This is a genomic window from Pseudomonas sp. 2822-15 (genome assembly GCF_002742515.1).
Lineage (GTDB): Bacteria > Pseudomonadota > Gammaproteobacteria > Pseudomonadales > Pseudomonadaceae > Aquipseudomonas > Aquipseudomonas salomonii.
Genome location: NZ_LJRY01000182.1, coordinates 74,763 through 100,507 on the forward strand (window position 1 = coordinate 74,763; position 25,745 = coordinate 100,507).

The following is a 25,745-nucleotide window of genomic DNA, read 5'->3' on the forward strand; positions in this document are numbered from 1 at the left end:
AGCGGTGGAGTATGCGTGGTGTCAACCCCACCACTTTGGAGCCTCTGATGTCCCAGCCTGCGATCAAGCTGTATGGTTTCCCCTTGTCCGGCCATTCCCACCGGGTCGAGCTGATGTTGTCGCTGCTGGGTTTGCCCAGTGAATTTATCCTGATCGACCTCAAGCAGGGCGCGCAGAAAGCGCCGGACTTTATTGCCAACCTCAACCGCTTCGGCCAGGTGCCGGTGATAGACGATAACGGCACGGTGTTGGCCGACTCCAACGCGATTCTGCTGTACCTCGCCAACCAATATGGCCACGGCCAATGGCTGCCGAGTGACCCCGTCGGCCAGGCTCGCGTGCAGCGCTGGCTGTCGGCGGCTGCCGGCCCACTGCACGCCGGGCCCGCTGCTGCGCGGCTGGCGCTGGTCTTTGGTGCCGACGTCGATACCGTCACGGCCATCAGCCGTTCCCATGCGCTGCTCAAGCGGGTGGAGGAACAACTGAGCCAAAGCCGCTTTTTGGTCGGCGAGCGGCCGAGCATTGCCGATGTGGCGTTCTACACCTACGTGGCCCATGCACCGGAAGGCAATGTGTCGCTGGCCGACTACCCTCATGTGCGTGCCTGGCTTGCCGGCATCGAGGCATTGCCGGGGTTTGTCGGCATGCCGCGCAGTGCCGTGGGTCTGCAATCAAAGTAGTGTTCAAGAGGCATGCCGATGGATCGATTTCATGAGATGCAAGTGTTCGTGGCGGTGGCCGAGGAAGAGGGTTTCGCCGCAGCTGCGCGGCGCCTGAACACCTCGCCGCCCAGCGTGACCCGAGCGATTGCCGCCATGGAACAACGTATCGGCACGCAGTTGCTGGCACGCACCACCCGCAGCCTGCACCTGACCGAAGCCGGCCAGCGTTACCTGGAAGATTGCCGCCGTATCCTCGCCGAGCTCGATGAGGCCGAGGAAGCGGCGGCGGGCAGCTACGCCATTCCCGCTGGGCACTTGACGGTGACCGCGCCGGTGCTGTTCGGCGAGCTGTATGTGGCGCCGGTGCTGGGGGATTACCTGGACCGCTTTCCCTTGGTGAATATCAACGCCTTGCTGGTCGACCGCGTGGTCAACATGGCCGACGAAGGCGTTGACGTGGCCGTGCGCATCGGCCATCTGCAGGCGCCGGGGCAGCAGGCGATAAAGGTCGGAGAAGTGCGCCGGGTGGTGTGTGCATCGCCCGGTTACCTCGACCAGCATGGTCGGCCGCAGCGGCCCGAGCAATTGCGTGAGGCCAGGATCGTCACCTCATCATCCAGCCAACTGGTGAGTGAATGGGCCTTCGTCGACGCCGGGCGGCCATTGACGGTGCCCATCGAGCCGCGTCTGGTGGTCACGGCGAATAACGCGGCGATCAACCTGGCGCGCCTCGGCTGGGGCATGACGCGGGTGCTGTCTTATCAGGTGGCGGCCGCGGTGGCGGCGGGGGAGTTGGAGGTTGTGCTGGAGGATTTTGAAGCGCCTCCGCTGCCGATCCAGGTGGTGTTCCAAAAAAGCGGCCGTGTGCCGGCCAAGGTCCACACCTTTGTGGATTTCCTCACCCATCGCCTCGGGCAGGACGCCGCCCTGAACCCGGCGATGAAGCGGCGCGGCTGATGCAACGCTATCGCGACATGCAGCTGTTTGCCGCGCTGGCCGATCAGCCCAGCCTGGCTTCGGCGGCGCGCCAGGCCCAAGTCTCCGGGCCGACCCTGATCCGCGCAGTCGCGCGCCTGGAGACCCGCCTGCGGGTGCCGTTACTGCAACGCAGCACACGCGGCGTGAGCCTGACAGCAGCGGGCAGCGCCTATCTGGCTGACTGTGTGCGGTTGCTGGCAGCCGTCGATACCGCCGAGGCTTCGGCCAAAGGCTTGCACGTGCAGGCCCAGGGCAACTTGCAGGTGTACTTGCCGTTTCTGTTCAGCCGTTATGTGATGGCGCCGATATTGGCCGGCTACATGGACAGTTACCCCGACGTGCGCCTGGTGGCGCGCTACCACGACGACTACCCGAACCTGCACGAAGCGGGGCTGGATGTGGCGATTCTGGTCGGCGAATTGCCCAATTCATCGCTGATCGCCCGGCCGGTGGGGCAGGTGCGGCATATCCTGTGTGCCAGCCCCGATTACCTCGCCACCCACGGCGAACCCCGGCATCCGGTTGAGCTTAAACAGCATCGGCTGATTGCCGGTGCCGACCCGGTGGCCTGGGATTTTCAAGGCTTGCAGCTCAAGGCCCGTGCGCGCTTGAGCTGCACCACCGCGCAAGGTGAAATCAACGCGGCGGTGCAGGGTGCGGGGGTGACTCGTTGCCTGAGTTACCCGGTTCACCAGCACTTGCTGGACGGCCAGTTGCGCCGTGTGTTGCGTGACTTCGAACCGCCGCCGTTACCGGTGCATGTGGTGTACCGCGAGGGACGCAACGCACCGATGCGCGTGCGCAGTTTTGTCGACCATTGCGTGGCGGCGCTGCGTGAGCATCCGGCATTTCAGTTGGTGAAATAGTGGATTGCCCAGTGTGGGCATTCTCACCCTGGCAGGCAGGGCGCAGCATGGGCACCTCCAACCTGAGGTGCTCACCATGAACCCAGTCGAACAATCCCCGTGGCACGCCGGCGAACGGCACGTGCAGGCAAGCGCCGGCGCGGCTGAGCGTATGGCCGTGGTCGGGCCCAAAGTCATTCGCGATCACTTGCCGGAGCAGCATCGGGACTTTTACCCGCTGTTGCCCTACCTGATACTCGGCGTGGTGGATGCCCAGGGTGTTCCGTGGGCAACGATGCTTGAAGGTGCGCCGGGCTTTGCACATTCACCCGACCCACACACCTTGCAGGTCGACTGCTTGCCGTCCAAAAGCGACCCGGCGCTTGCCGCCTTGCACACCGGCGCCAGCGTAGGCTTGCTCGGCATTGACCTGAATACCCGGCGCCGCAACCGTATGAACGGCCGCCTTGGCAGCCTGGACCACGAAGGCTTTTCGGTCGACGTGGTACACACCTATGGCAACTGCCCCAAATACATCCAACTGCGCCCCGTTGACGGTATCGCCCGCAAGCCCGGCACCACGCTCGAGCGCCTCAACGGCCTGGACGCTGCGGCCCAAACACTGATCCGCAAGGCCGACACCTTCTTCGTCGCCAGTTACGCCGACGTGGACGGCGCACGCTCGGTGGACGTTTCACACAGAGGCGGCAATACCGGGTTTGTGCGGGTTGAAGGCAACGTGCTGACCATCCCGGATTTTGCCGGCAACCTGTTCTTTAATACCCTGGGCAATTTGCAGCTCAACCCGGTGGCGGGTTTGCTGTTTATTGATTTTGAGTCGGGCGATGTGTTGCAGGTTGCCGGGCGTACTTCGCTGATGCTTGAGGGGCCCGAGGTCGCCCGTTTCGAGGGTGCGCAGCGCTTGTGGACGGTAACGGTGGAGCAGGTCATACGCCGCCCGGCAGCATTGGCGTTGCGCTGGCAGAACTGATCGTTCCCACGCTCTGCGTGGGAATGCCGCCCCGGACGCTCCGCGTCCCGATGTCTGCGCATAGCTGAGCCTTGCGCAGTGTGACGCGGAGCGTGGGAACGATCGGTCCGCCGAAATGTTGCTGGATGTTGAATTACCAGATTGAGCAGCATCCCTGGGTTAGCTTTGTTTGCCTACCGACAACAAGGACAGGTCATGCAACGCAAAGTCATCAATCCCACCTCCGTGTTCAACTCCCTGCAATACGGCTTCAGCCAGGCCCTCGAAGTGCCGCCTGGCCGGCGCATCATGCTCTCCGGACAAGTGGGGGTGGATGTCGAGGAGCGTACCATCGGCCCAGGCATCGCCGAGCAGACCACCACCGCCTTGGATAATATCGAAAAGGTGCTGGCCGAGGTCGGCGGCAATCTGGCCGATGTGATCATGCTGCGTCTGTACATCGTCGAGTCCGTCCGTGAGCAGCAGGAGCCCATAGCCCAGGCGCTGCGTGAGCGCTTCCCGCACAACCCGCCGCCGTCTTCGTGGATTATCGTCAGCGGGCTGTCGTTGCCTGAGTGGTTGATCGAGATCGAGGCGGAAGCGGTGATTTGAAGACGGTTTTTCGAATGGCGAGCGGTGTTGCTCGTCAGCAGTAGTCAAACCGCGAATGCCCCCGTACCATTCGCCCCCTCGCAGTGACGCGAGGTGCAGCGCCAGGAAGGCTCATCCTATGTTTGCCCTGACCGCCTGCAGTTATTTTTTTGCCCGTGTTCAGGATCCGACATGTTTTGTTTCCCCAGGCCCCAGGCCTTGTTCTTAATGGCATTAGCCCTGACGGGGTGTGGCACTCAGTCCGCGTCGCTGGTCAGTCAACCGTTGCAACCTGGCCCTCAGGAACCGGTGGCTTATCTGGTCGGGTCAATCGGCCCACAGAACTTCAACGCTTCCCCCGCACCTAACCAGCGCCTGCTGTTTCGCAAGCGCGGTTCTGAGTTCGGCGCTGCGGCGGTATGGGTCGGTATGGGGCAGCAAACGCCTCAGGATGTGAAAGACGCAGCCGGTGCCGCCAGCGTGTTCGTGCTGGCGCTCAAACCTGGAGATTATGAATTTTACGATTTTCAGTTCTTCTCCAGTAACTATTCCCCCACCCTTGGCACCACCTACACCTCGGTCCAGGCGCGAGAAAAGTTCAACCTGCCGCTGCGCTTGCAGGCCGGCAAGGCCTATTACCTCGGAGAGTTTCGTTCGCTGTGCCTCGGTGCTTCCCTGTGCGCCTTTCGCTGGCGCGATCAACAAGGCCGCGATGAACCCCTCGCGCGCCAGTACGTTCCGGGCTTGCCGAGCCTGAAGGTACTGGCCCTGGATTATCGCAGCGCCGCCCCTTATATCATCGCGCCGTTACCTGTCGGCGCGGACCAGAACACCCTGCACGAGACTCGTCCATGAGCCGCCTTGTTACCCTCAGCGCCGTGGCGCTGCTGACGGGGTGTGCAACCACCCACACGCTGCCTGAACGGGCTTTGCCTGACGGCAAGGAATACCTCAAGCCGATCCACGTCATGATCGATGACCCGCTCAATGCTGCGCAATTTCGTAACCAACTGCGCGAAACCGGGGTGTTTCGCACTGTCGAAAGTGGCCGGGGCAACCCCGAGGACTACTCGGTGTGGGTCCGGTTCAATGTTCAGCGCGACATGCCGCCTTTTCCTCTGGTACTGCTGAGCGCGGCAACCCTGTTCCTGCTGCCCTTGTCGGTTAGCGTCGACACCACCACTGAGTTTTCCCTGCAACATAATGGCAAGCAGCTCAAGCAATACAGTTACCGCAACGTCACCCATAAATACTCTTGGCTGCTGGATGGCCCCGGCGCAATGGAGCAGCAAAACGTCCACCGCGTCGCACGCGCCTTTGCCGAAGATGTACAGCGCGACGGCCTGCTGCCTGAGGAGCATGCACAATGATCAGAGCTTCTGTGTTGGCTGTCGTGCTGGTGCTTGGCGGTTGCAGCACCGCCCTCAAACCATTGGATTACAAGGCCGAGCGCGCCTATGTACCGATGAGCGTCACTATGCCATCGCCCGCGTCGCGGTTTGAGCAGCAACAGCAGCGCGAAGTCATACAGCGCTTGCGTGATACCGGTGCCTTCAGCTTCCTTGATGGCGGCTTCAGCAAGACCGGCTACAGCCTGTTGGTGGATCAGGGCGGCGGTAAAGGGGCCGGCGTGCTACCGGCACTGCTCGGTGCGTTAACGCTGCTGACCGTGCCTGTGCCTTACACCTACGAGCGTCAGTTGCACGGCTCGTTGTACAAGGACGGTCAGCTGTTGAAGACCTACGCCTACAAGCGTGGTGGTTGGACGGCTACGACCTGGTACATCCCCATGACCGAGCCGCGCAGCGAAAGTGAAATGCTCAGTGAAATGATGCGCGACCTGGATCGGGATCGCCTTATTCCCTACCAGTAATAACCGGTCACTCGCGCCCACACCCGAACAACGGCGGCGTATTTCAGCCGGCTTTTCCTTCGTTATGCGCAGGTGCCACCGGGGAAATATCGGCTGCGGCAGTCGGGCTTGGGTAGACGCTCCAGGCGCCGCCCAGTGCCGTGTACAGGTTGACCTTCGCGACCCGTTGCGCCAGCCGATCGACGATCAGCGCCTGCTGCGAACTGAATAACGAACGCTGTGCATCCAGGAACGTCAGGTTGCTGTCCACGCCGCTGCGGTAACGGTGCCGGTCAGATCGCCCGGTACTTTCTGTCGCTTGCCGGCGCAGCGGGCCGCTGGTACTCGGGGATCAGCGAGCAACCGCCGAGCATCCAGGCCATGCCAAGGGTGGAAAGGGTGGCTTTTTTCATCAGGCGCCAACCATCCATTTGGCCAGGCCATGGCGCCCACTCACGCCGAGCTTGGCGGCGGCGCGCTTGAGGTAGGTCTCGATCGAGCTGTTTTTAACACTGAGCTTTTCCGCCATTTGCGGCACGGTGCCGCCGGTCAACAGGCCCAGGCACACCTCCTGTTCACGCGCCGACAGGGTGATATCGCTGAGGGACAGACGCTTGTAGAACTCGCGTTGTAAATGTGACTGTTCCAGCTGGCTGTGGTCCGGTTCGGCCTGGCTGTGGGGGGCCTGGCGCACAATCTGCGCGTGCCGTTCCAGCAAAGGCAACAGGGTGTCCGACAAGCACTTGAGAAACGACAACTCAGCCAGTGAAAAGCCTTGTTGGGTCGGCGGGCGGTAAAACGAAATCACGCAGCGTCGGTTGCCCTGGCGCGACACCAGGTTGCACTGGTGCGAGGTGCCGCGCGGGTGCGCGCCGTTCGCCTTGGCCTTCATCTGGATCAGCAACGGGTCTTGCATGCGCAGCATTTCCCGCAGCAGCGGGTGGTCATTGAGCGCATGCACCGGCTGGGGCGCCGGCAGGTGTTTTTTCAACCCGGCGCTGCCCAGCAACTGGATATCGACCGCGCTGTCACGTAGTTCGTCCAGGGTCCACTCACTCAGGTCGACCAAGTGGATCGGTACCCATTTATCCACCAGATGCAGCATGTTGGCGGCGAAATGTTCCTGGCCGCTGTTTGAAATCAATTCACCCATTTCGGCGTAGAACTGCGGGCTGTGGGCGCCGCCAATAGTAGAAGTCAGACTCATAGCCATCTCATCCTTGATGTCGAAAACCGTCATCGGGTGCCCTGGGTCTGTGTGGGGCGGCCCGTACTCCTTGAACGTGACTTTTCTTTAACGTCATTCGGCGTTCGAGATTTCATTTAGCCATAGCGATTTGTCCTACGTATGTAGCGGAAACGAGGGACACAAGCTGCCATAAAATCCACGTCATTAATTCGACGCTTCAGACGAAGTATTCCGCCTACGAAGAGCCGTGACTCAATATTAGATTTATTTAAGCTATTGATATTCAAAGTAAATATTAATTATTGCGACAGGCCTGGAAGAACTGGCCACGGCCAGATGTAGCCAATTTCCTACAGCGCTTTAATCGTTTCAGCCGTCAACCATCAGCCAAGCCCGTTTCTATCCATTTGAATGTCCGGGTTTCTGGGGTCAGACACCCTCAGAGCTGCATGCTCAAATCCGGCAATTTTGGCGAAATGGGCCCGTGCACGGCCGTGCCTGACTCCTATTGAGAAGGATCTTATGAAGCATTCCCCAAGCTTCCCCCTCACTGCCGCCCAGCAGGACATCTGGCTCGACCAACTGCGAGCGGGCGACTCACCGCTGTACAACATTGGCGGCTATGTCGATTTTGCCGGGCCCGTGGTGCCGGAACTGATCCAGCGCGCCGTCGAGTTGCTGGTGGCCAGGCACGATGCCTTGCGCACCCAGCTGCACAGCGATGCCGATGGCTTGCCGCGACAGACCTTCGACGCTGCGCTGACGGTGCAGGTACAACGGCACGACTTCTGTGCGCTGCAAGACCCACAGGCGGCAAGCCAGGCGCTGATGCAGGCGCAAATGGCCCGGCCCTACGCAATGAGTGGCGAACCGCTGTTCCGGTTTTTCCTGGTCAAGCTCGATGACGATCACTACCGCCTCGGCACCCAGGCCCATCACCTGATCCTCGATGGCTGGGGCTTTGGCCAGATGCTGCAGTCCCTGGCCCGGCTGTACACCGACCTTGAGCAGGGGCGGCAACCGGAGCCGTACGCGCCGTCGTATATCGACTTTATCGACACCGACCAGCGTTACCAGGAGTCGGCCCGTTACGCCCGGGATCGCGCTTACTGGCTGGACAAATACCAGGTGTTGCCCGAGCCGTTACTGACGCCGCGCCACAACGCCCCGGCGCCGAGCAACACCTGGGTGGAGCCGTTTGCGGTGACGCTGCTCAATCGCATGGAACAAGTCGCCAACCGTTACCAGGCTTCGGCCTTCCATGTGCTGCTGGCGGCGCTGTACGTGTATTTCACCCGCACCAGCCAGCGTGATGCATGGGTGGTGGGGCTGCCGATCCTCAACCGTTCCAACGCACGTTTTCGTTCCACCGTGGGCTTGTTCACCCAGGTCAGTGCGGTGCGCTTTCAGTTCGCCGCGCACTTGCCGTTCAGCGCGCTGGTGCGCGGTGTGCGTGACCAGCTCAAGCAGGACTTTCGCCACCAGCGTTTTCCCCTGAGCGAGATGAACCGAGAGCTGGGCCTGCGCCGTACCGATCGCGGCCAGTTGTTTGATTTGTCGGTGTCCTTTGAGCAGGACGATCACGACCTGCGCTTCGGCCAGGTCCAGGCCCGCGCGATCAAGGTTTCCAACCACCACGAGTTGCTGCCGATTGCCTTCCACCTGCGCAGCAACCGTTATCAGGACACCGCGTGCCTGCACTGTGTGTACAACGAAGCGTGGTTTCGCGAGGACGAGGTGCAGGCGTTGGCGCAGCGCTTCACCTGGCTGCTGGAGCAGGGGTTGGCCAATACCGCGTTGCCGCTGGCTGAATTCGCCCTGGTGACGCCGGCCGAACAGCTCCGGTTGCAGCAATGGAATGCCACCGCACACGCGCATGCCGGTACGCAAACCCTGCATCGACGCATCGAGGCGCAGGCGGTGCGCACGCCCGACGCCATCGCGGTGGCGCATCTGGGCCGGCAATTGACCTACGCCCAGCTCGATCAGCAGGCCAATGCCCTGGCCCACCAACTGCTCGAACATGGCGTGCAGGCGGATGACCGCGTGGCCATTGTGGCGCGGCGCGGGCTCGACACCGTGGCCGGGTTGCTGGCGATCCTCAAGGCCGGCGCCTGCTACGTGCCGGTGGACCCGGCCCATCCGGCCGAGCGCCTGCACTACCTGTTGCACGACAGTTCACCGGTGGCGGTGCTGACCCAGCACGACTTGCTGGCGCGCCTGCCGATGCTCGACGTGCCGATAATCCGTCTGGACCTGCCGACCCATGGCCGCAGCGACAGCCCACCGGTGGCGGTCACGCCGTCGAACCTTGCGTATGTGATCTACACCTCAGGCTCCACCGGTTTGCCCAAAGGCGTGATGGTCGAGCACCACACCGTGTCCAACCTGGTGGACTGGCACTGCCGCGCCTTCAACCTGCACGCGGGCAGCCATACGGCCAGCGTCGCCGGCTTCGGTTTTGACGCGATGGCCTGGGAGGTCTGGCCGGCGTTGTGCGTGGGCGCGACCTTGCACCTGGCGCCCGTCCAGGACGATGCCCAGGACATTGATGCGCTGCTCAGCTGGTGGCGTGCGCAGCCGTTGGACGTGTGCTTCCTGCCGACCCCGGTGGCCGAGTACGCCTTCAGCCAGCGCCTGCCACACCCGACCTTGCACACCCTGCTGATCGGCGGCGACCGCCTGCGCAGCTTCAGCCGCGCGCAAACCTATGACGTGATCAACAACTACGGCCCCACCGAAGCCACGGTGGTCGCCACTTCCGGGCGTGTCGCGGCAGGCCAGGCGCTGCACATCGGCGCGCCCATCGACAATGCCACGGTGTACGTGCTGGATGAACAGCGGCGCCCGGTGCCGATTGGCGTGGCGGGGGGGCTGTATATCGGCGGCAAGGGTGTGGCGCGGGGTTACCTGAACCAGCCTGAACTGAGCGCCGAGCGCTTTGTGGATGACCCGTTCAACGCGGGCCGGATGTACCGCACCGGCGATTTGGCGCGCTGGCTGCCCGAGGGCAACCTTGAGTACCTGGGCCGCAATGACGACCAGGTGAAAATCCGTGGCGTGCGCATCGAACTGGGGGAAATCGAAACCGCGCTGGCCAGCCATCCGGCGGTCCAGGAAGCCGTGGTGCAGTGTCGCGAAGGCCAACTGCTGGCCTGGTTTGTCGCCCGGCACAGCGTCGAAATCGAAGCGTTGCGTGCTCATCTGCACGCTTCGCTACCCGATTACATGCTGCCGGCGGCCTATGTGCGTTTGCACGCGTTGCCCCTGACCGCCAACGGCAAGCTCGACCGCAAGGCGCTTCCCGCGCCCACGCCACACGCCTTTGTCACGCGGCTGTTCGAGGCGCCGCACGAGGGCGCGGAAACCCTTCTGGCGCAGGTCTGGGCTGAGTTATTGCAGGTGCAGCAAGTGGGGCGCCACGACCATTTCTTCGAACTGGGCGGCCACTCGCTGTTGGCGGTGCAGTTGGTGCAGCGCATGCGCCAGGTGGGCTTGCATGCCGATGTGCAGGTGTTGTTCGGCCAGCCGACGCTTGCCGCGCTGGCGGCGGTCAGTGGCGGCAGCGAGGTCCAGGTGCCGGGCAATCGTATTGCGCCAGGTTGCAGCCACATCACCCCGGACATGCTCGCACTGGCCGAACTCGACCAGCCGAGCCTGGACCGTATCGTCGCCGGTATCCCCGCAGGCGCGGCCAATGTGCAGGAAATCTACCCGCTGGCGCCGTTGCAGGAGGGCTTGCTGTACCACCACCTCACGGACGAGCGCGACCCCTACCAGCAACATGCGCTGTTCAGTTTTGCCCGTCGCGAACAGTTGGAGGCGTTTGCCCAGGCGTTGCAGCAGGTGATCAACCGTCACGACATCCTGCGCACCAGCCTCGTGTGGGATGCGCTGGAACAACCGATGCAAGTGGTGTGGCGCCAGGCGCAGTTGCGCGTCGAACCGCTGCACGATCAACACGCACCGCTGGATTTGCGCCAGGCGCCGCTGATGGCGCTCGATTACGCCGAGGAGCCGCACAACCAGCGTTGGGTCGCCAAGTTGCGCTTCCATCACCTGGTCAATGACGCCACCTCGACCACCGTGCTGGTGGATGAAATTCGCGCTCACCTGCTGGGCCAACAGGCGCAATTGCCGGAACCGGTGCCTTACCGCAACGTGGTCGCGCAGACCCGTTCGGCAGCGCGCCAGGCGGCCCATGAAGCGTTCTTTCGCGAGCGCCTGGCCGACGTTGACGAGCCGACCCTGGCGTTCGGCTTGCAGGAGCGCCAGGCCAATCGCGCCGACATCGAAGCGGCCGAACGGCCCCTGACCGACGCCCTCAACCGGCGCCTGCGCGCCCAGGCGCGGGCGCTGGGGGTCAGTGCCGCGAGCCTGTTTCACCTGGCCTGGGCCCAGGTGCTCAGCCGGGTGGCGGGCCGCGATGATGTGGTATTCGGCACCGTGTTGCTCGGCCGTTTGCAAGCCGGCGAAGGCGCTGATCGAGCCCTCGGCATGTTCATCAACACCTTGCCGCTGCGCCTGCGCCTGGCCGGGCAAAGCGTGGTCGCTGCGCTGGCAGACACCCATGCGCAACTGAGCGCGCTGGTCGCCCATGAACAGGCCTCCCTGGCGCTGGCCCAGCGTTGCAGCGGCACATCGCCGTTGTTCAACAGCCTGCTTAACTATCGGCACACGGCGGCAGACCGAGACCTGAACCTGGTGCCGGGCATTGCCCTGCTCAGCAGTGAAGACATCCTCAGCTACCCGCTGATGCTCACGGTCGACGACATCGCCAGCGGCTTTCGCCTCACGGCCAAGGCGCCGCGCAAGGTCGGTGCCGAGCGGTTGCTGGGTTATCTCGAGACGGTGTTGCATGGCCTGGCGGATGCCCTTGAACAGGCGCCGACCACACCCCTGCGCGAAGTACAGGTGCTGCCGGCCAGCGAACTGAAAAGGTTGTTGCTGGACTTTAATGCGACCCACACCGACTACCCCGAAACCCTCACCGTCCAAGCCCTGTTTGAAGCCCATGCGCGGCAGATTCCCAATGCCATTGCGGTGCAGGCCGGCGAACGGCAATTGACCTACCGCGAGCTCAATGAGCGCGCCAACCAGCTCGCCTTTCACCTGCGCGAGCGCGGCGTCCGGCCGGATTCGCGTGTGGCGCTGTGCGTCGAGCGCGGGCTGGAGCTGGTGGTGGGTTTGCTGGCGATCCTCAAGGCGGGTGGCGCCTATGTGCCGCTGGACCCGGGCTATCCGCGCGAACGCCTGGCCTACATGCTCAGCGACAGTCAGCCCGTGGCGTTACTGGTGCACGCGGCCACCCGTGACTTGCCCGGCGAGGTGTCGATGCCCGTGATCGACTTCGACCGCTGCGCCTGGAACCAGGCACCTGTCGGCAACCCGTTGGTGCCCGGTTTGAGCGTCGCCAACCTGGCCTACGTGATGTACACCTCCGGCTCTACCGGCACGCCCAAAGGCGTGATGATCGAGCATCGCGGCTTAAGCAACCTCATGCACTGGGGCTCCCGGCTGTGCCCGCATGCCCAGGGCGGCGCCTTGTTGCAACGTGCGCCGTTCAGCTTCGATGGCTCGGTGTGGGAGCTGTTCTGGCCGTTGACCAATGGCATGCGCCTGGTGCTCGCACGGCCCGATGGGCACCGTGAACCGGCGTACCTGGCCCAGGTGATCCGCGAGCAACAGATCAGCGTGATCAAGTTTGTGCCGGCGATGTTGCAGCAGTTTCTGGAACTGGAAGCGTCGGCGCTGTGCACCAGCCTCACCGATGTGCTGTGTGGCGGCGGCGAACTCACGCAAGCCCTGGCCCGAGGCGTGCAGGCGCGGCTGCCCAACGTGCGCTTGCATAACGTCTATGGCCCCACCGAAGCCACGGTGGACAGCAGCGCCTGGACCCTGGAACCCGGCGCCGCCGTGCCGGCCGTGCAATTGCCGATTGGTCGGGCGATCAACAACACCCGCCTGTATGTGCTGGATGAACATGACACGCCGGTGCCCATGGGCGTCAGCGGCCAACTGCACATCGGCGGCGTCGGCGTTGCGCGGGGTTATCTGGGCCTGGAACAGATGACCGCCGAGCGCTTTATAGACAGCCCGTTTGTGGCCGGTGATCGGCTGTACCGCAGCGGCGATCTGGTGCGCTACTTGCCCGATGGCAACCTTGAGTTCCTGGGGCGCAATGACTTTCAGGTCAAGCTGCGGGGCGTGCGCCTGGAACTGGGCGAAATCGAATCACGCCTGGCCGCGCACCCGGCGCTGCGGGACGTGGCGGTGCTGATGCGTGATGAGCGTTTGGTGGCGTACTTTACCTTGCGTGGGCAAACGCCCGGCCTGGAAGCCCTGCGTGCGTATGTGCTGGAACAGTTGCCCGAGTACATGGTGCCGGCAGCGTTTGTGCAGCTTGATCAATGGCCGCTTAACCCGGCCGGCAAACTCGACCGCAAGGCTCTGCCGGCGCCTGGGTTGGAGGCGGTGGTGAGTCGCGCCTATGAGCCACCGGTGGGTGAGGTGGAAACCCTGATGGCGGGCATCTGGGCCGACGTGTTGAAGCTTGCACGAGTAGGGCGTCACGACCACTTCTTCGAGCTGGGCGGGCATTCATTGTTGGCGGTGACCCTGGTGGCGCGGATGCGCAAGGCAGGGTTGGAAGTGGATGCGCGCACCCTGTTCAGCCAGCCCACGTTGGCGCAATTGGCGGCCTGCACCACTGCGCAAGTGGAGCGCGTGGAGGTGCCGCAAACCGCGATCCCCCAACTCAACCGCCGCCGGCGGATCTGAAGCCTGGAGGCGGGCAGTGTGGGAGCCAGCTCCCACACTTTTAGACCACAGTCAGGCAGTTGTTTTTGAAGGATTCAGGCACTCGATAGAGCGGTCCACCGTGGTCTTGGCCACCTCAAGCAAATGCCACACCGCCAGAATCTTCGCCCGCTGGGGGCTGGCCAGCAGATCACCGCAATTGAGCGCGGTCGCTGAAGCGCTGTCGAGCAAGCTGGCGGTGTAGAGCAGGGCATCTTCGAAGCTCAGGTCTTCGATTTGAACACCTTTGGAGGGCAGGTAATGGTCGATGGCGCGATTGAAAGCGGCGCGGTCTTTGGCGGAATTGCGGGGTGGGTCGGGGACGACTTTTTTCATGGTGTAACTCCGTGATGATTAGGAGTCGACACCCGTCGCGACTAAGCGAATGGGTGGCGACTGTGCGCAGGTTAGTCGACCGGTCATCACGAAACCCGGCGCACCCGAAGGCGCCCCACGCACAGCCACCATAAAAATCGGCGGAAGACCGTGCGCGTGATGTTAGCGGGCGACTAAACCCGATCACTGATAAGCAGTGACGGATCGCAGACTAGCCATCGATTCCAACAGGCACAAGGCGGCAGGGATTGTCTAGGAAACGTCCTGCAATTAAAAGGGACACGCCTTGCTGGCCTTTTACAAACCATGACCAAAGGCCATCAACCGCAGGTTTCGATTTGATCGTTCCCACGCTCCGCGTGGGGATGCAGCCCGCGACGCTCCGCGTCGCACGTGCGCAATGGGGGCGGGACGCGGAGCGTCCCAAGAGGTGTTCCTTTGCTGCGCGTGGGGAACGATCACCAAAGGCCATCAACCGCAGGTTTCGATGGAACCTTTTGCGCCGTCGCCACCAACACACTGTGCAGTTTCGCCTGAAACGTCAGCCCTTCGACGCTGTTGGATTTTGATGGACAACGTGGCTCATGACCCCAACGCTTGGACACTTTCAGCCTTTCATACAGGCGCGCTTGCCGACGTTGCCTGCTCCTCGCACGGAGGCCGACACCTCCAGCCTGCCGACGCGCGGGCAAACACGGCCGGCGGACGATCTGCGCTCAGCCACGCAAATCTACAAGGACAACCCCATGCTGGGCACGGGCATCATGTCACGCGCCTTTGGCTGGAACCCGCAAAGGCGTCAGCGCCAAACCCGATTGATCACCCACTTGAAGCGACAGGTGGGCGACTTTACCGCCGCCAACCCAGACCCGGTGTCACGTGCCAACGCCATGTATCGCCTGGCGCGGGTGATCCACCACATTGACAACGACCCCTGCCTGCGCCGGGTCAAAGGCAGTTTTCCAGGTGATGGGCACCTGGACGTGCAGGGTGTGAAGGGGTTTGCGTCCGAGGTGGACCGCCTGACTCAATTCGCCGAGCAAGGTTACCGCGTGCTCGGGGAGGGCGGTCGCGGGGTCATCTGGCCAAGGCCTTCCCCCCACGGTCGCGCAGCAGGTAACCGACGCTCGGTGCAGGCAATCACGGTGAATCCCTTGTTCAAGGCACTTGATAACGTGCTCGACGCGAACGAACGGCTCGCCTTCAAAGTGCTCGTAGGCGGTGACTGGAACGACCCCCGGTTACCCGCCGATGTGCGCGCAGCCAGTGCCGCGAAGGCTGAACACGTCCTTGAATTCATTGACCAGCAAGGCGGCGCCCATTCCACTGCCAGTAACGGCGAAATAGACGGAAAGGTGGAAGACGTTCCTGATCTTCCTGCGCCTTACCTGACGCGCGAGCATTTCACGTACCCCGGTTCCGAAGCACGGCGGTTGTCGGATTTTGCTTATGTCGGTTATGCCGTGTTTGAGAAGCGCTAGCGGCATTCCAGCCAGGGTGACGCCGATAATGCCGTCAGCCGGGCGTTGGAACAAACGCCACACTGCCCCCCGAACGCTTCTGGAACAACCGCTCGCCATTGTCCGGCTGCGTGGTAATCACCCTGTGATCCGCGCCCAGGTAGGCCAGCGGCGTCGGGTCTTCCTTGGAATACTGCGCGACGATAATGGTGCGTTGCGGGTCGAAGCCCTGGCCGCTGGTTTTTTCCAGCCAGGCCATGAATGCCGCGCTGTCGCCCTGGCGGGGGAAGTCCTGGGTTTCGCTGACGTAGTAGAACGGCTTGCCGCCATTTTGCAGGTACATCGGCACCTTGTTGTCGACTTCTACCATCACCATCTGCCAGTGAGCCCACGGCGCAGTTTTGACCGCTTCGGCCTGTACATCATCGGCGAAGCGGGTCACGCCGCCATTGCCGGTGACCCAGGGATAGATGCCGCCGAGTACCAGCAACAGCAAGCCTGCCGTTAAGCCGAAACCTTTTTGCCAACGCGGCCAGCTGGCGGTTTTTTGCTCCAGGCGTTCGCTCAACCACCAGGCGGCCAGGAGTTGGGCAAAAGGCACCAGCGGCAACACGTAGTAGCTGCGCCGGCTGCCGCTGGCGGTGAAGAACACGAACAGCAGGCCCAGGCCCCACACCAGCCAGCGTACGTTCGGCGGCGTTTGGCGCCAGTTGCGCAGTGCCAGCCACAGGCCCAGCAACCAGCAAGGTGCCCAAGGCAAGGTGTAGGCGGGCAGGTAGATCAGGTAGGTGTAGATCGGCCCCATGTGGTCGAACGGGTCGAAGAAGCGCACCACGTTTTCCTTGAACACCAGTTCAAGGCCACTCTCGCCGTAAGTCGGCGCGCCGTAGAGGTGGGACAGCACGAAGGGAATCGCATAAAACGCCGCTGCAATCAGCATGGCCAGCAGCAGGCGCAGGTTGAGGTGGCGCTTGTAGCGCTGCTCGCTGAGCAGGTGCGGCAGCAGCACCAGGCCCGGCAGCACAAAACCGATCAGGCCTTTGAACAGCGAAGTGGCCGCCAGCAGCAGGAAAAATACCGTGTAACGCCCCAGCCGCGTGTCGTCCGGCCCGCGCCAATACCACCACACCGCCGCCAGCACGCCGCACACGGTGAGGATATCGGCCGTGGCCACGCGAGCCCAGAAGAGAAAGTAGAAGGTGGTGGCGAGCATCCAGCCGGCAATCAGCCCGGTGCCTTTGCGAAACAGGCGTTCGCCAATCAGGTACACCAGCCAGATGCTCAGCCACGCCGCAATCACCGACGACAAACGCAGCGACCAGGGGCCAAGCCCGCCCATCAGGTTGGCAAAGCCGGTGATCAGCCAGTAGGAGGGCAGGGGTTTGTCGTAGTAGGGCGCGCCCTTGAGGTAGGGGTCGAAGTAGTCACCGCTTTGCAGCATCTGCAACGCGATGTTGGCCCAGCGGGTTTCCGGCCCCCACAAGTCGCGGCTGCCCAGGCCCAGCAGCAGGAGCAGCGCCGAGACGCCCAGCAGCAGCACCAGGGCGCCGCGTTCGGTTTTTAAAACACTCATGGGCGGCTCTCAAGGCAGACGTAACGTTAGGGAAGCTGCGGATAGATAATCAAGAGCAGGGCGCCTTTGCGATAGCGTTTGCCACCCGGTGGCAGTTGCCCTTCTTCGCGGTGTTCGCTGGTGCTGCGCACGCGCATCAGCACGCCGACCGAGCCTTGCTGCCGCGCCTGCGCAAGCCAGCTCTGCACGCTGTCCAGGTCGACCTTGCGGTGCACCGAGTCGGCGTACTGGAGGCCATAACGCAGCTCGCCTTCGGTGTCGTAAAACGCCACTTCCGTGCGGCCCAGGCGCCAGGACAAGGCCGACGCCGAGCCCAGCTCGTTGCTGATCAAAGCATGGGTTTGTTGCAATTCATCCAGATGCTCAAGCACGAACTGGTCGGGCATTTCGGTATCGGTGATCATCGCCGGCATGCCCGCCGGCAGTAACGCCACCAGCAAGCCGATGCCCAGCGCCGGCATTGCCCACAGGGTCAGCGGGCGCAGCGCTTGCAGCAGGTTGGCAAGGATCCAGGCCAGCAATACGATAAACGCCAGGGACAGGCTGAACATCTCCGCGTGGCTGTTGCCGTACATCGGGTTGCAGATTTGCAGGTAGATCAACGCCACCATCGCCGCCAGGCCAATCACGGCGTTGACCAGCCCGTTGATCAGGATCGCGCGGGCCTTGCCTTGCCGGATCAAGTCGATCAGCGCATGGCCCATCAACAAGGCCAGCGGCAGCAGGCACGGCATGATATAGGTGGGTAATTTGCCGCGGCTCATGCTGAAGAAGGCCAGGGGCAACAGCAGCCACAGGGCCAGGAACACGATGGCCGGCTGGGCTTTGTCTTTCCAGGTCTTGATCAGTGTGGCCGGCAGCAACGCCGCCCAGGGCAGGCAGGCGACCACCATGATCGGCAGGAAGAACCACCAGGCCCGCGCATGCTGGGCATTGGCGGAAGAGAAGCGACGGATATGCTCGTGCCAGAAGAAGAAGCGCCAGTAATCGGGCTCCTGCACGTGAATGGCCAAGGCCCACGGCACACACACGATGGCGGCGACCACAATCGCCAACGGGCCGTAGCGCAACAGTTCACCCAGGCGGCGCTGCCAGAGGATGTAGGGCACGGCGATCAGCACGGGCAACAGCCAGGCCAGAAAGCCCTTGGTCATAAAGCCCATGCCGCAGGCCACGCCCAGCACTGCCCAGGCACCCAGACGAGCACGCGCCGTGCGGCTGTCGAGGGCAAACCACAGCGCCACCAGGCTGAGGTTGACCCAGAAGGTGAATTGCGGATCGAGGTTGGAATACCCCGCTTGCCCGGCCACCAGCCCGAAGCTCATGTAGAGCAGGGCGCAGGCGAAACTTTTGCGCGGGTCGTTCCACAAGCGGCGGGCGATGAGGTAGGCCAGCACCACGCTCAGGCCGGTGGTCAAGGCCGACGCCACACGTACGCCGAACAGGTTTTCGCCGAATACCGCCTGCCCGAGGGCGATCAGCCAATAGCCGGCGGCGGGTTTTTCGAAATAGCGCACACCCATGAAGTGCGGTGCGACCCAATTGCCGCTCTGTAGCATTTCCTGGCTGATCTGGGCATAGCGGGTTTCATCCGGGATCCATAAACCGTGCAGGCCCATGGGCAGTAGATAGAACACCGCGAAGGCCAATAGCAATAGAGGTAAGGGTTTAAGCAGTCGAGTCATGAAAACGTCACTCCTTGACGTTTAATGGTGAAGTAAGCAGATATGTAAAAGTTTGTAGGAAAAATCACAAAGTTCACTAAGTCGATGAAAAAAATCATGACGTCCAATAGTAGCGGGCGTAGTTGAACATGCCAGAAGAGGGCTGTCGTTTTGCTGAACATGAAGAAAGTTATAGGTAAAAAAGTGTCTATAGCTTTTTAAGTACGGCGGACCAGGCGGGGCCTTTCATGATGCCAAGCGTCTCGAATTTACCATTGCCCAGTACGCGCACGAACAGGGCACTGCCGTACTCGGCAAACGTTGCGCGGGGGTAGCCCAGGGCGCTTTCGAAGTCGGCAATACAGCCACTGTGGGTGACAAAAACGAGGTTGCGACCAGACCGTTTGCGGCTGAGCAGTTCTTCATCGATGTCCTCGCCGCAGATTGTCTTTTCCCCTGGGGTCAGCTCGGCTTTGCCGAACATGAAGTGCGAGGTCTGTACCGTGCGCAAGGCCGGGCTGGCAACGATGTCGGTGTTTTCCAGGCCCAGTAGTTTGAAGGCCTTGCCCACTTCTTCGGCGCGCTGGGTGCCGACGGTCGTCAGGCCTTCAGGTGCGCCGAAGCAGGCATTGGCCGAGCGGTCGCAGCGCTCTTCGTGACGCACCAGCACGATCAGGTCGCCATCGCGCCAGGCCGGCAGCACTTGTGAGGTCAGCAGGCGGTTATCGACGCTCAGGTCGCGCGGCGAGAACGGCCAAAACAGGAAACCGGCGAGCAGCAAGCCGATAACGGCAAGGCCCGCCCACCACTTTCGCAGGCGCTTGAGATAGCCCCGGCGTGAGCGCGGCTTGGTCAGGGTAAGGTCAACCACATCATTCACCATGGGCACTGTCTTCAGTGTTTTATTCAAATAGGCGTAACGCACTGACGGATGCCCGTAGTTGAAGCGGAGCGTGTCATAGCGCTGCTGTCTTTTGGCTGAACATCCAGCCGTTAGAAGTTGCCGTGGGCGGCAACTAACAAGTTGCCGACTATCGATACTGGGGGGCAATTTAGAGGGGTGAGGGTGGGCAAGCAGTGAAATCGATGTGAAAAATTTGCATGGGGTCGTCAACCAGCCGTTATGCTCGTTTGCAGTCCTTTAAACGAGCGTGTTTATGTTGCAGGTGCAAGGTGTTGTTAAGAGCTACGCCACCCCGCAAGGTCCACTGCCGGTGCTGGCGGGTGTCGACCTGTACCTGGGGGAACGTAGCAGCCTGGCGCTGATGGGCGAGTCGGGCAGTGGCAAAAGCACGTTGTTGCATCTGGTCGCCGGGCTCGACCGCGTGGACAGCGGGACTGTCCAGGTGGGCGAGCAGCGCCTGGACCAACTGAGCGAGGCGCAACTGGCCCATTGGCGGCGTACCCAAATCGGCCTGGTGTTCCAGCAGTTCAACCTGATCGGCAGCTTGCGTGTCGACGACAACCTGGCGTTCCAGGCCCGCCTGGCCGGGCGCTTCGACCCGCAATGGCAGGCGCAGCTGGTTGAGCGCCTGGGCCTGGGCGACTTGCTCAAGCGTTACCCCGAACAACTCTCCGGCGGCCAACAGCAGCGGGTTGCGGTGGGCCGCGCGTTGGCCTCTCGCCCCGGCTTGTTGCTGGCGGATGAACCCACCGGCAACCTCGACGAGGCCACCAGCGATGACGTGCTGCAATTGCTGCTGGACCTGCTGCGAGACAGCCCCACCAGCCTGTTGATGGTGACCCACAGCCCGCGCATCGCCGCGCGCCTGGACCACCAGGTGGTGTTGCGGCATGGCCGTGTGGTCGCGTGAGATGAGGGTATTTTATTGGGCACTGCGCGCACTGTTGAGCCATTGGCGGCGGCACCCGGTGCAGTTTTTCAGCGTGCTCACCGGCTTGTGGCTGGCCACCGCACTGTTGACCGGCGTGCAAGCCCTTAACAGCCAGGCGCGCGACAGCTATGCACGTGCCAGCCAATTGATCGGCGGTGAACCCCAAGCCAGCCTGAGTGCGCCGGACGGTGCGAGTTTCCCGCAGGCGCTGTTTGCCGAACTGCGCCGTGCCGGCTGGCCGGTGTCGCCGGTGGTGCAGGGGCGGCTGCTGCTCAAGGGGCATGAAGAGCTGCGCCTGCAATTGATGGGCATCGAGCCGTTGTCGTTACCCGGTGGCAGCGCGGTGGCGGGGCAGCGCTTGAGCCAGGCGCAGATGCTCGGGTTTTTCAACCCGCCGGGGCAAACCTGGATCGCTGCGCAAACCTTGCAGGCGTTGGGGTTGCAGGCCGGTGAGCAACCGCTGACAACCAGCGGGCAACGGCTGCCGCCGTTACAGGTTCAGCCCGACATGGCGCCCGGCCTGTTGCTGACCGATATCGGCTTCGCCCAACCGTTGTTGGATATGCCGGGGCGCCTGTCGCGCCTGCTGGTGGACAAGGCCTTCGCCGCCACCCATCCCACGCCGCCCGCCGCGCTGCAACTCAAGCAAGGCGAGGACAATAACCTCTCGCGCCTCACCGAAAGCTTTCACCTGAACCTCGATGCCTTGGGCTTTTTATCCTTTGTGGTCGGCCTGTTTATTGTCCACGCCGCCATCGGCCTGGCCCTGGAGCAACGTCGTGGTTTGCTGCGCACCTTGCGTGCCTGCGGGGTCAGCGCGCGCCTGCTGATCGTCAGCCTGGCGGTTGAGCTGGGGGTGTTGTCGTTGCTGGGCGGCGTGCTGGGGGTGATCAGTGGTTACCTGCTGGCCAGTCTGTTGCTGCCGGATGTGGCCGCCAGCCTGCGCGGCCTGTATGGCGCCGAAGTGGCGGGCCAGTTGAGCCTCAGCCCGTGGTGGTGGCTGGCCGGCTTGGGCTTGAGCCTGCTCGGCGCCCTGCTGGCGGGTGCCAGCAGCCTGTGGCGCGCGGCGCGTTTGCCCTTGCTGGCGCTGGCCAATGCCCAGGCCTGGCACGAGGCGCACCGGCGTTGGCTGCGACGTCAGGGTTGGGTGGCGGCTACAGCGTTGGCGATTGCAGTGCTGGCGCTGTGGTGGGGCAACAGCCTCACTGCCGGGTTTGTGCTGATGGCCGCCTTGCTGCTGGGCGCGGCGCTCGGCTTGCCGGTGGTGCTCAATGGCCTGTTGACGGCGGTGCTGGGACGTAGCCGCTCAGTATTGGGCCAGTGGTTCCTTGCCGACTGCCGCCAGCAGTTGCCGGCCTTGAGCCTGGCGTTGATGGCGTTGCTGTTGGCGCTGGCGGCGAACATCGGCGCGGGCTCCATGACTTCGGGGTTTCGCCAGACGTTCAATAACTGGCTGGAACAACGCCTTACCGCCGAGCTGTACCTCAACCCGCAGAATCCGGCCCAGGCCGAGCAGCTTTCCAGCTGGTTGGCGCAGCAACCGCTGGTGCAGGCGGTGCTGCCGACCTGGCAGGTGGCGGTGCAATTGCAGGGCTGGCCGGCAGATGTGTTCGGTGTGGTCGATGACCCGACCTATCGCCAGCACTGGCCGTTGCTGCAAGCGGCGAGTGCGCCTTGGGACCAACTGTTGCAGGGCGATAGCGTGATGCTCAGCGAGCAATTGGCACGCCGCCTGAATGTGGGGCTTGGCGATGCCATCCAGCTTCCCGCGCCGCAAGGCGTCTGGTCGCCAAAAGTAGTGGGGGTTTACGCCGACTACGGCAACCCCAAGGGCCATCTGTTGGTTAATTCGCAACACCTGCTGGCGCACTGGCCGGGCCTGGCACCGGCACGCTTCAACCTGCGCGTACTGCCCGGCAATGTACCGGCGCTGGTGCAGGAGGTGCGGCGCGCCTTTGCCCTGGAGGACAGCCGCATCGTCGATCAGCAGCAGCTCAAAGGCTGGTCGAGCCAGGTGTTCGAACGCACCTTCGCCGCCACTGCCGCACTCAACAGCCTGACGTTGGGTGTCGCCGGTGTGGCGCTGTTTATCAGCCTGCTGACCCAGAGCCAAAGCCGCCTTGGCCAACTCGCACCGCTGTGGGCGCTGGGCGTGACGCGCCGGCAACTGATGCTGCTCAACCTCGGCCAAACCTGGCTGCTGGCGGTGTTGACGCTGGTACTCGCCTTGCCCTTGGGCCTGCTGCTGGCATGGTGCCTGGACGCGGTGATCAATGTGCAGGCGTTCGGCTGGCGCCTGCCCTTGCAAGTGTTTCCGTGGCAGCTGGCGCAATTGTTGGGGCTGGCCATGCTTGCCACGCTGCTGGCCTCGGCCTGGCCACTGTGGCAGTTGTACCGCAGTCGCCCGGCGGATTTGCTGAGGACCTTTGCCAATGAAGATTAACTCCTGGTGCTGGGCCGCCGTATTGCTGTTAACGGCCTGCGACAAAGCCCCCGCGCCGCCGGAAAGCTTCGCCGGCCTTGGCAGCGAGGCGGCGGATTTTGCCCAGGTGGTGCCTGGCAAGGTCTTCAGCTTTCCCGAAGACCACGGCCCGCATCCAGGCTTTCGCATCGAATGGTGGTACGTCACCGCCAACCTCAAGGATGCCCAAGGCCGTGTGTTTGGCGTGCAATGGACGCTGTTTCGCAACGCGTTGAAGGCCGGGCCGGTGCTCGCGGGCTGGCGCGACTCGACGATCTGGCTGGGCCATGCCGCCGTCACGTCTGCCACTCGCCATTACGCTGCCGAGCGCTACGCCCGTGGCGGCGTTGGCCAGGCCGGCGCCCAGGCAGCGCCGTTCACGGCCTGGCTCGACGACTGGAGTTTCGCCACCCGGCCCGGTGCCGCCAGCGCCTTGGCCGATATGCAACTCAAGGCCACCGGCCCGCAGTTTGCCTACGATTTGCACCTGACCTCCAGCCGCCCATTGGTGTTGCAGGGTGATAACGGCTACAGCCGCAAATCCGATCAAGGCCAGGCGTCCTACTACTACAGCCAGCCGTTTTTCACGGCGACGGGCAGCGTCCGTATCGACGGCACCACCTACCAGGTCAGCGGCCCGGCCTGGCTCGACCGCGAATGGAGCAGCCAGCCGCTGGCCGCCAGCCAGACCGGCTGGGACTGGTTCTCCCTGCACCTGGACCGTGGCGAGCAGTTGATGCTGTTTCGCGTGCGGCAAAAGGACGGCGCGGGTTACCTGACCGGCACCTGGATCGACCAGCAAGGGCACACCCAGACCCTGCATAACGCCGATATTCAACTCACACCGCTGGCCACCACCGACATTGACGGGCGCACTGTCCCCACGCGCTGGTCATTGAAAATTCCCGGCAAACAACTGGACATCACGCCCCAGGCCGTCAACCCGAAGGCATGGATGAACCTCAGTATTCCGTACTGGGAAGGGCCGGTGCAGTTTGACGGTGGTGTGGGGTATCTGGAGATGACCGGGTATTGATCGCGGTTTTTTGTAGGCGATTTTTCTCTGCCGAGTAGGCAACTTCCCAAATGTGATTTCCCGCGCCCGCCCTTGTGTGCGGGGCGAATGCGCTTGCCTATATTCCGACGCCATCTTCATTGCATCCGGGATGGAAGGCATGGCGCAGGGATTTATCAATGACCGCACAACGGACTACAACAGTCTGAAATCCAGGGCGATGGGCGGGGCGCCAAATCGTCAGCGTTCTGATCACTTTGACGTGTTGAACCGGCACTTGGGTCTTGGCCTGGTGACGCCGGGGCAGTTGGTGGTTATCCCTGACGACTTCAGCTTCAGCTGTCGCAGTGAAGAAGCCTGGTTGATGCGTTACGGCGAGCAGATCCGCTGGCGGCTGGAGCCATCGGCCGGCTCGGCGGTGATCAATAACTACGACTTGCTGCAGAGCTTACTGACAAATGGCTCGATCGGTATCGGCAGCGCCACGTCGGCGTGGTCGCGGCATCTGGATGAAGTGGCGCAAACGCTGGAGGCGATTGAGCGCTTGCATCAGCGGTTGAAGGCTGGTGGGTTGGACCGGGAGGAGTTTGCTCGTCAGCGCCACGGGCTGTTTCGGCAGCTGGATGGGCAACTACAAGGCGCGGCGCGGCTTGGCACGGGGTTGCGGGGCAATCAATCGTTGAAGAAGGTGCTGGGGATATCGACCAAAAGCTTTCTGCATAAGGGTGAGATTGCAGGGTATGCGCAGCGGGTCGGGGACGTGGCGCAAGTGTCGAAGTGGTTGGGGAAGGGGACTTATGTGGGGTTGGCCATGGATGTGGGGGTGACAGGATTGGAGGTCAAGGAGGCGTGTGTGACCGGTAGGGGGCGCAGTGTAGAAGGGCGAAGTATGTGGAGCCAGCGAAGTTGCTGGGCAGTGTTGCAGGCGCTGCGCGCGGCGGTGCCTTGGGGGCAAAGGTGACACGCCGTGTATGTTCGATGGTCATGGGGATCGCGCTCAAAGGGAGAGGCGAACTGATTTGTGGGGTTCTCGGGGGCGCTGCCGGAGGTGCTGTGGGTGGGAGCATAGGTGGGCTCGGAGGCGAAATGGTCGGCGATCTGATTTAGCAACCGGAGAGTATATGAGCACGATCCTCTACACGGTGTGCGTGATTGTTCTCGCAGTATCACCAGGCGTTTCATACGGCCTAATGGTATTCGTCGAGAACACAAAGCTAGATGAACTGGAGAGCTGTTTCAGCGCCAACACGATGGTATGTGACAACAAGCGTTATTGGTGGCGAAATCGCGCCAGAGACAGGTTCAAGCGCACGAGCCTGATCGTAGGCTTTTTGTTCTTGCCAAATCTGTGCGTGAGGAGGGGCTATGTCACCCGGGCAGAGCTGGCTGCAGTTCCCTTGAGCTTGAAGCGTTGGGCGCTTTGGCCCTATTTGTCTGGAATGGTTTGGTTTTTCAGTGCGACCGCCTGGTGTATTTGGATGAAATGGTAGAGCACGAAAATTTGCCTAAAAATCAC

Annotated in this window: 19 protein-coding genes and 2 pseudogenes; 15 read left to right on the forward strand and 6 right to left on the reverse strand. The window is 62.7% G+C overall.

The features are described from left to right. Nucleotides 1-47 precede the first annotated feature (47 nt). The 8 genes from AOA59_RS11810 (at nt 48) to AOA59_RS11845 (ending at nt 5,919) form a co-directional block, all read left to right on the forward strand. Nucleotides 48-680, forward strand: coding sequence for a glutathione S-transferase family protein (locus tag AOA59_RS11810; RefSeq protein WP_099487470.1), 633 nt, complete (start codon nt 48-50; stop codon nt 678-680). 18 nt (nt 681-698) lie between these two features. Next, the gene (locus tag AOA59_RS11815; RefSeq protein WP_099487472.1) at nt 699-1,619 is read left to right on the forward strand and encodes a LysR family transcriptional regulator; all 921 of its coding nucleotides are present in this window, start codon (nt 699-701) and stop codon (nt 1,617-1,619) included. After that, complete coding sequence (locus AOA59_RS11820; protein ID WP_099487474.1) at nt 1,619-2,506, forward strand: LysR family transcriptional regulator; 888 nt, start codon at nt 1,619-1,621, stop codon at nt 2,504-2,506. The genes AOA59_RS11815 and AOA59_RS11820 overlap by 1 nt, the downstream gene beginning before the upstream one ends. 76 nt (nt 2,507-2,582) lie before the next feature. Then, on the forward strand, nt 2,583-3,476 hold the full coding sequence (locus AOA59_RS11825; protein WP_099487475.1) for a pyridoxamine 5'-phosphate oxidase family protein: 894 nt from the start codon (nt 2,583-2,585) through the stop codon (nt 3,474-3,476). Nucleotides 3,477-3,671: 195 nt separating this feature from the next. Continuing rightward, a complete protein-coding gene (locus AOA59_RS11830; RefSeq protein WP_099487477.1) occupies nt 3,672-4,067 on the forward strand; it encodes a Rid family hydrolase in 396 nt (131 codons plus the stop codon). 207 nt (nt 4,068-4,274) lie between these two features. Then, nucleotides 4,275-4,901: a hypothetical protein gene (locus tag AOA59_RS11835; protein ID WP_256593044.1), complete on the forward strand. Its 627-nt coding sequence runs from the start codon at nt 4,275-4,277 to the stop codon at nt 4,899-4,901. Continuing rightward, nucleotides 4,898-5,416, forward strand: coding sequence for a hypothetical protein (locus AOA59_RS11840; protein ID WP_099487481.1), 519 nt, complete (start codon nt 4,898-4,900; stop codon nt 5,414-5,416). The genes AOA59_RS11835 and AOA59_RS11840 overlap by 4 nt, the downstream gene beginning before the upstream one ends. Further along, nucleotides 5,413-5,919 carry a hypothetical protein gene (locus tag AOA59_RS11845; protein WP_065931176.1) on the forward strand — a complete coding sequence of 169 codons (507 nt, stop codon included), beginning with the start codon at nt 5,413-5,415 and terminating at the stop codon, nt 5,917-5,919. The genes AOA59_RS11840 and AOA59_RS11845 overlap by 4 nt, the downstream gene beginning before the upstream one ends. A gap of 43 nt (nt 5,920-5,962) precedes the next feature. Here the strand turns inward: AOA59_RS11845 and AOA59_RS11850 are convergent. Beyond that, nucleotides 5,963-6,190: pseudogene (locus tag AOA59_RS11850) on the reverse strand (multidrug transporter); the annotation flags it as partial. A gap of 120 nt (nt 6,191-6,310) precedes the next feature. Beyond that, on the reverse strand, nt 6,311-7,105 hold the full coding sequence (locus AOA59_RS11855; RefSeq protein ID WP_069788348.1) for a helix-turn-helix transcriptional regulator: 795 nt from the start codon (nt 7,103-7,105) through the stop codon (nt 6,311-6,313). 504 nt (nt 7,106-7,609) lie between these two features. Here AOA59_RS11855 and AOA59_RS11860 point away from each other — a divergent pair. Beyond that, on the forward strand, nt 7,610-13,867 hold the full coding sequence (locus AOA59_RS11860) for a non-ribosomal peptide synthetase (protein WP_099487482.1): 6,258 nt from the start codon (nt 7,610-7,612) through the stop codon (nt 13,865-13,867). 51 nt (nt 13,868-13,918) lie between these two features. On the opposite strand, the gene AOA59_RS11865 is transcribed toward AOA59_RS11860, so the two are convergent. Then, on the reverse strand, nt 13,919-14,221 hold the full coding sequence (locus AOA59_RS11865; RefSeq protein WP_099487484.1) for a DUF6124 family protein: 303 nt from the start codon (nt 14,219-14,221) through the stop codon (nt 13,919-13,921). Between the two features lie 584 nt (nt 14,222-14,805). On the opposite strand from AOA59_RS11865, the gene AOA59_RS11870 reads away from it, so the two are divergent. Next, nucleotides 14,806-15,702: a hypothetical protein gene (locus AOA59_RS11870; RefSeq protein ID WP_143522780.1), complete on the forward strand. Its 897-nt coding sequence runs from the start codon at nt 14,806-14,808 to the stop codon at nt 15,700-15,702. Nucleotides 15,703-15,736: 34 nt separating this feature from the next. On the opposite strand, the gene AOA59_RS11875 is transcribed toward AOA59_RS11870, so the two are convergent. From AOA59_RS11875 to AOA59_RS11885, 3 genes are all read right to left on the reverse strand, one after another. Next, complete coding sequence (locus AOA59_RS11875) at nt 15,737-17,254, reverse strand: glycosyltransferase family 39 protein (RefSeq protein ID WP_099487488.1); 1,518 nt, start codon at nt 17,252-17,254, stop codon at nt 15,737-15,739. Between the two features lie 26 nt (nt 17,255-17,280). Beyond that, a complete protein-coding gene (arnT, locus tag AOA59_RS11880) occupies nt 17,281-18,939 on the reverse strand; it encodes a lipid IV(A) 4-amino-4-deoxy-L-arabinosyltransferase (RefSeq protein ID WP_099487490.1) in 1,659 nt (552 codons plus the stop codon). A gap of 187 nt (nt 18,940-19,126) precedes the next feature. Then, complete coding sequence (locus AOA59_RS11885; RefSeq protein ID WP_065931169.1) at nt 19,127-19,801, reverse strand: histidine phosphatase family protein; 675 nt, start codon at nt 19,799-19,801, stop codon at nt 19,127-19,129. A gap of 274 nt (nt 19,802-20,075) precedes the next feature. Here AOA59_RS11885 and AOA59_RS11890 point away from each other — a divergent pair, with 274 nt between their 5' ends. From AOA59_RS11890 to AOA59_RS11910, 5 genes and pseudogenes are all read left to right on the forward strand, one after another. After that, nucleotides 20,076-20,732, forward strand: a complete 657-nt coding sequence (locus tag AOA59_RS11890) for an ABC transporter ATP-binding protein (protein WP_099487491.1) — start codon at nt 20,076-20,078, stop codon at nt 20,730-20,732. Between the two features lies 1 nt (nt 20,733). Then, nucleotides 20,734-23,196: an FtsX-like permease family protein gene (locus AOA59_RS11895; protein ID WP_099487548.1), complete on the forward strand. Its 2,463-nt coding sequence runs from the start codon at nt 20,734-20,736 to the stop codon at nt 23,194-23,196. Further along, nucleotides 23,186-24,250 carry a lipocalin-like domain-containing protein gene (locus AOA59_RS11900; RefSeq protein ID WP_099487493.1) on the forward strand — a complete coding sequence of 355 codons (1,065 nt, stop codon included), beginning with the start codon at nt 23,186-23,188 and terminating at the stop codon, nt 24,248-24,250. Before AOA59_RS11895 ends, AOA59_RS11900 begins: the two co-directional genes overlap by 11 nt. A gap of 139 nt (nt 24,251-24,389) precedes the next feature. Continuing rightward, nucleotides 24,390-25,336 (forward strand): annotated as a pseudogene (locus AOA59_RS11905) (hypothetical protein). A gap of 14 nt (nt 25,337-25,350) precedes the next feature. Then, nucleotides 25,351-25,719 carry a hypothetical protein gene (locus AOA59_RS11910; protein ID WP_099487495.1) on the forward strand — a complete coding sequence of 123 codons (369 nt, stop codon included), beginning with the start codon at nt 25,351-25,353 and terminating at the stop codon, nt 25,717-25,719. Nucleotides 25,720-25,745: the final 26 nt, after the last annotated feature.

Coding starts and splice junctions, on each gene's coding strand:
- AOA59_RS11825 (WP_099487475.1), top strand. CDS start 2,583: ATGAACCCAGTCGAACAATCCCCGTGGCACGCCGGCGAACGGCACGTG.
- AOA59_RS11890 (WP_099487491.1), top strand. CDS start 20,076: ATGTTGCAGGTGCAAGGTGTTGTTAAGAGCTACGCCACCCCGCAAGGT.
- AOA59_RS11830 (WP_099487477.1), top strand. CDS start 3,672: ATGCAACGCAAAGTCATCAATCCCACCTCCGTGTTCAACTCCCTGCAA.
- AOA59_RS11860 (WP_099487482.1), top strand. CDS start 7,610: ATGAAGCATTCCCCAAGCTTCCCCCTCACTGCCGCCCAGCAGGACATC.
- AOA59_RS11865 (WP_099487484.1), bottom strand. CDS start 14,221: ATGAAAAAAGTCGTCCCCGACCCACCCCGCAATTCCGCCAAAGACCGC.
- AOA59_RS11820 (WP_099487474.1), top strand. CDS start 1,619: ATGCAACGCTATCGCGACATGCAGCTGTTTGCCGCGCTGGCCGATCAG.
- AOA59_RS11810 (WP_099487470.1), top strand. CDS start 48: ATGTCCCAGCCTGCGATCAAGCTGTATGGTTTCCCCTTGTCCGGCCAT.
- AOA59_RS11855 (WP_069788348.1), bottom strand. CDS start 7,105: ATGAGTCTGACTTCTACTATTGGCGGCGCCCACAGCCCGCAGTTCTAC.
- AOA59_RS11910 (WP_099487495.1), top strand. CDS start 25,351: ATGAGCACGATCCTCTACACGGTGTGCGTGATTGTTCTCGCAGTATCA.
- arnT (WP_099487490.1), bottom strand. CDS start 18,939: ATGACTCGACTGCTTAAACCCTTACCTCTATTGCTATTGGCCTTCGCG.
- AOA59_RS11870 (WP_143522780.1), top strand. CDS start 14,806: ATGACCCCAACGCTTGGACACTTTCAGCCTTTCATACAGGCGCGCTTG.
- AOA59_RS11815 (WP_099487472.1), top strand. CDS start 699: ATGGATCGATTTCATGAGATGCAAGTGTTCGTGGCGGTGGCCGAGGAA.
- AOA59_RS11845 (WP_065931176.1), top strand. CDS start 5,413: ATGATCAGAGCTTCTGTGTTGGCTGTCGTGCTGGTGCTTGGCGGTTGC.
- AOA59_RS11835 (WP_256593044.1), top strand. CDS start 4,275: ATGGCATTAGCCCTGACGGGGTGTGGCACTCAGTCCGCGTCGCTGGTC.
- AOA59_RS11875 (WP_099487488.1), bottom strand. CDS start 17,254: ATGAGTGTTTTAAAAACCGAACGCGGCGCCCTGGTGCTGCTGCTGGGC.
- AOA59_RS11895 (WP_099487548.1), top strand. CDS start 20,734: ATGAGGGTATTTTATTGGGCACTGCGCGCACTGTTGAGCCATTGGCGG.
- AOA59_RS11885 (WP_065931169.1), bottom strand. CDS start 19,801: ATGGTGAATGATGTGGTTGACCTTACCCTGACCAAGCCGCGCTCACGC.
- AOA59_RS11840 (WP_099487481.1), top strand. CDS start 4,898: ATGAGCCGCCTTGTTACCCTCAGCGCCGTGGCGCTGCTGACGGGGTGT.
- AOA59_RS11900 (WP_099487493.1), top strand. CDS start 23,186: ATGAAGATTAACTCCTGGTGCTGGGCCGCCGTATTGCTGTTAACGGCC.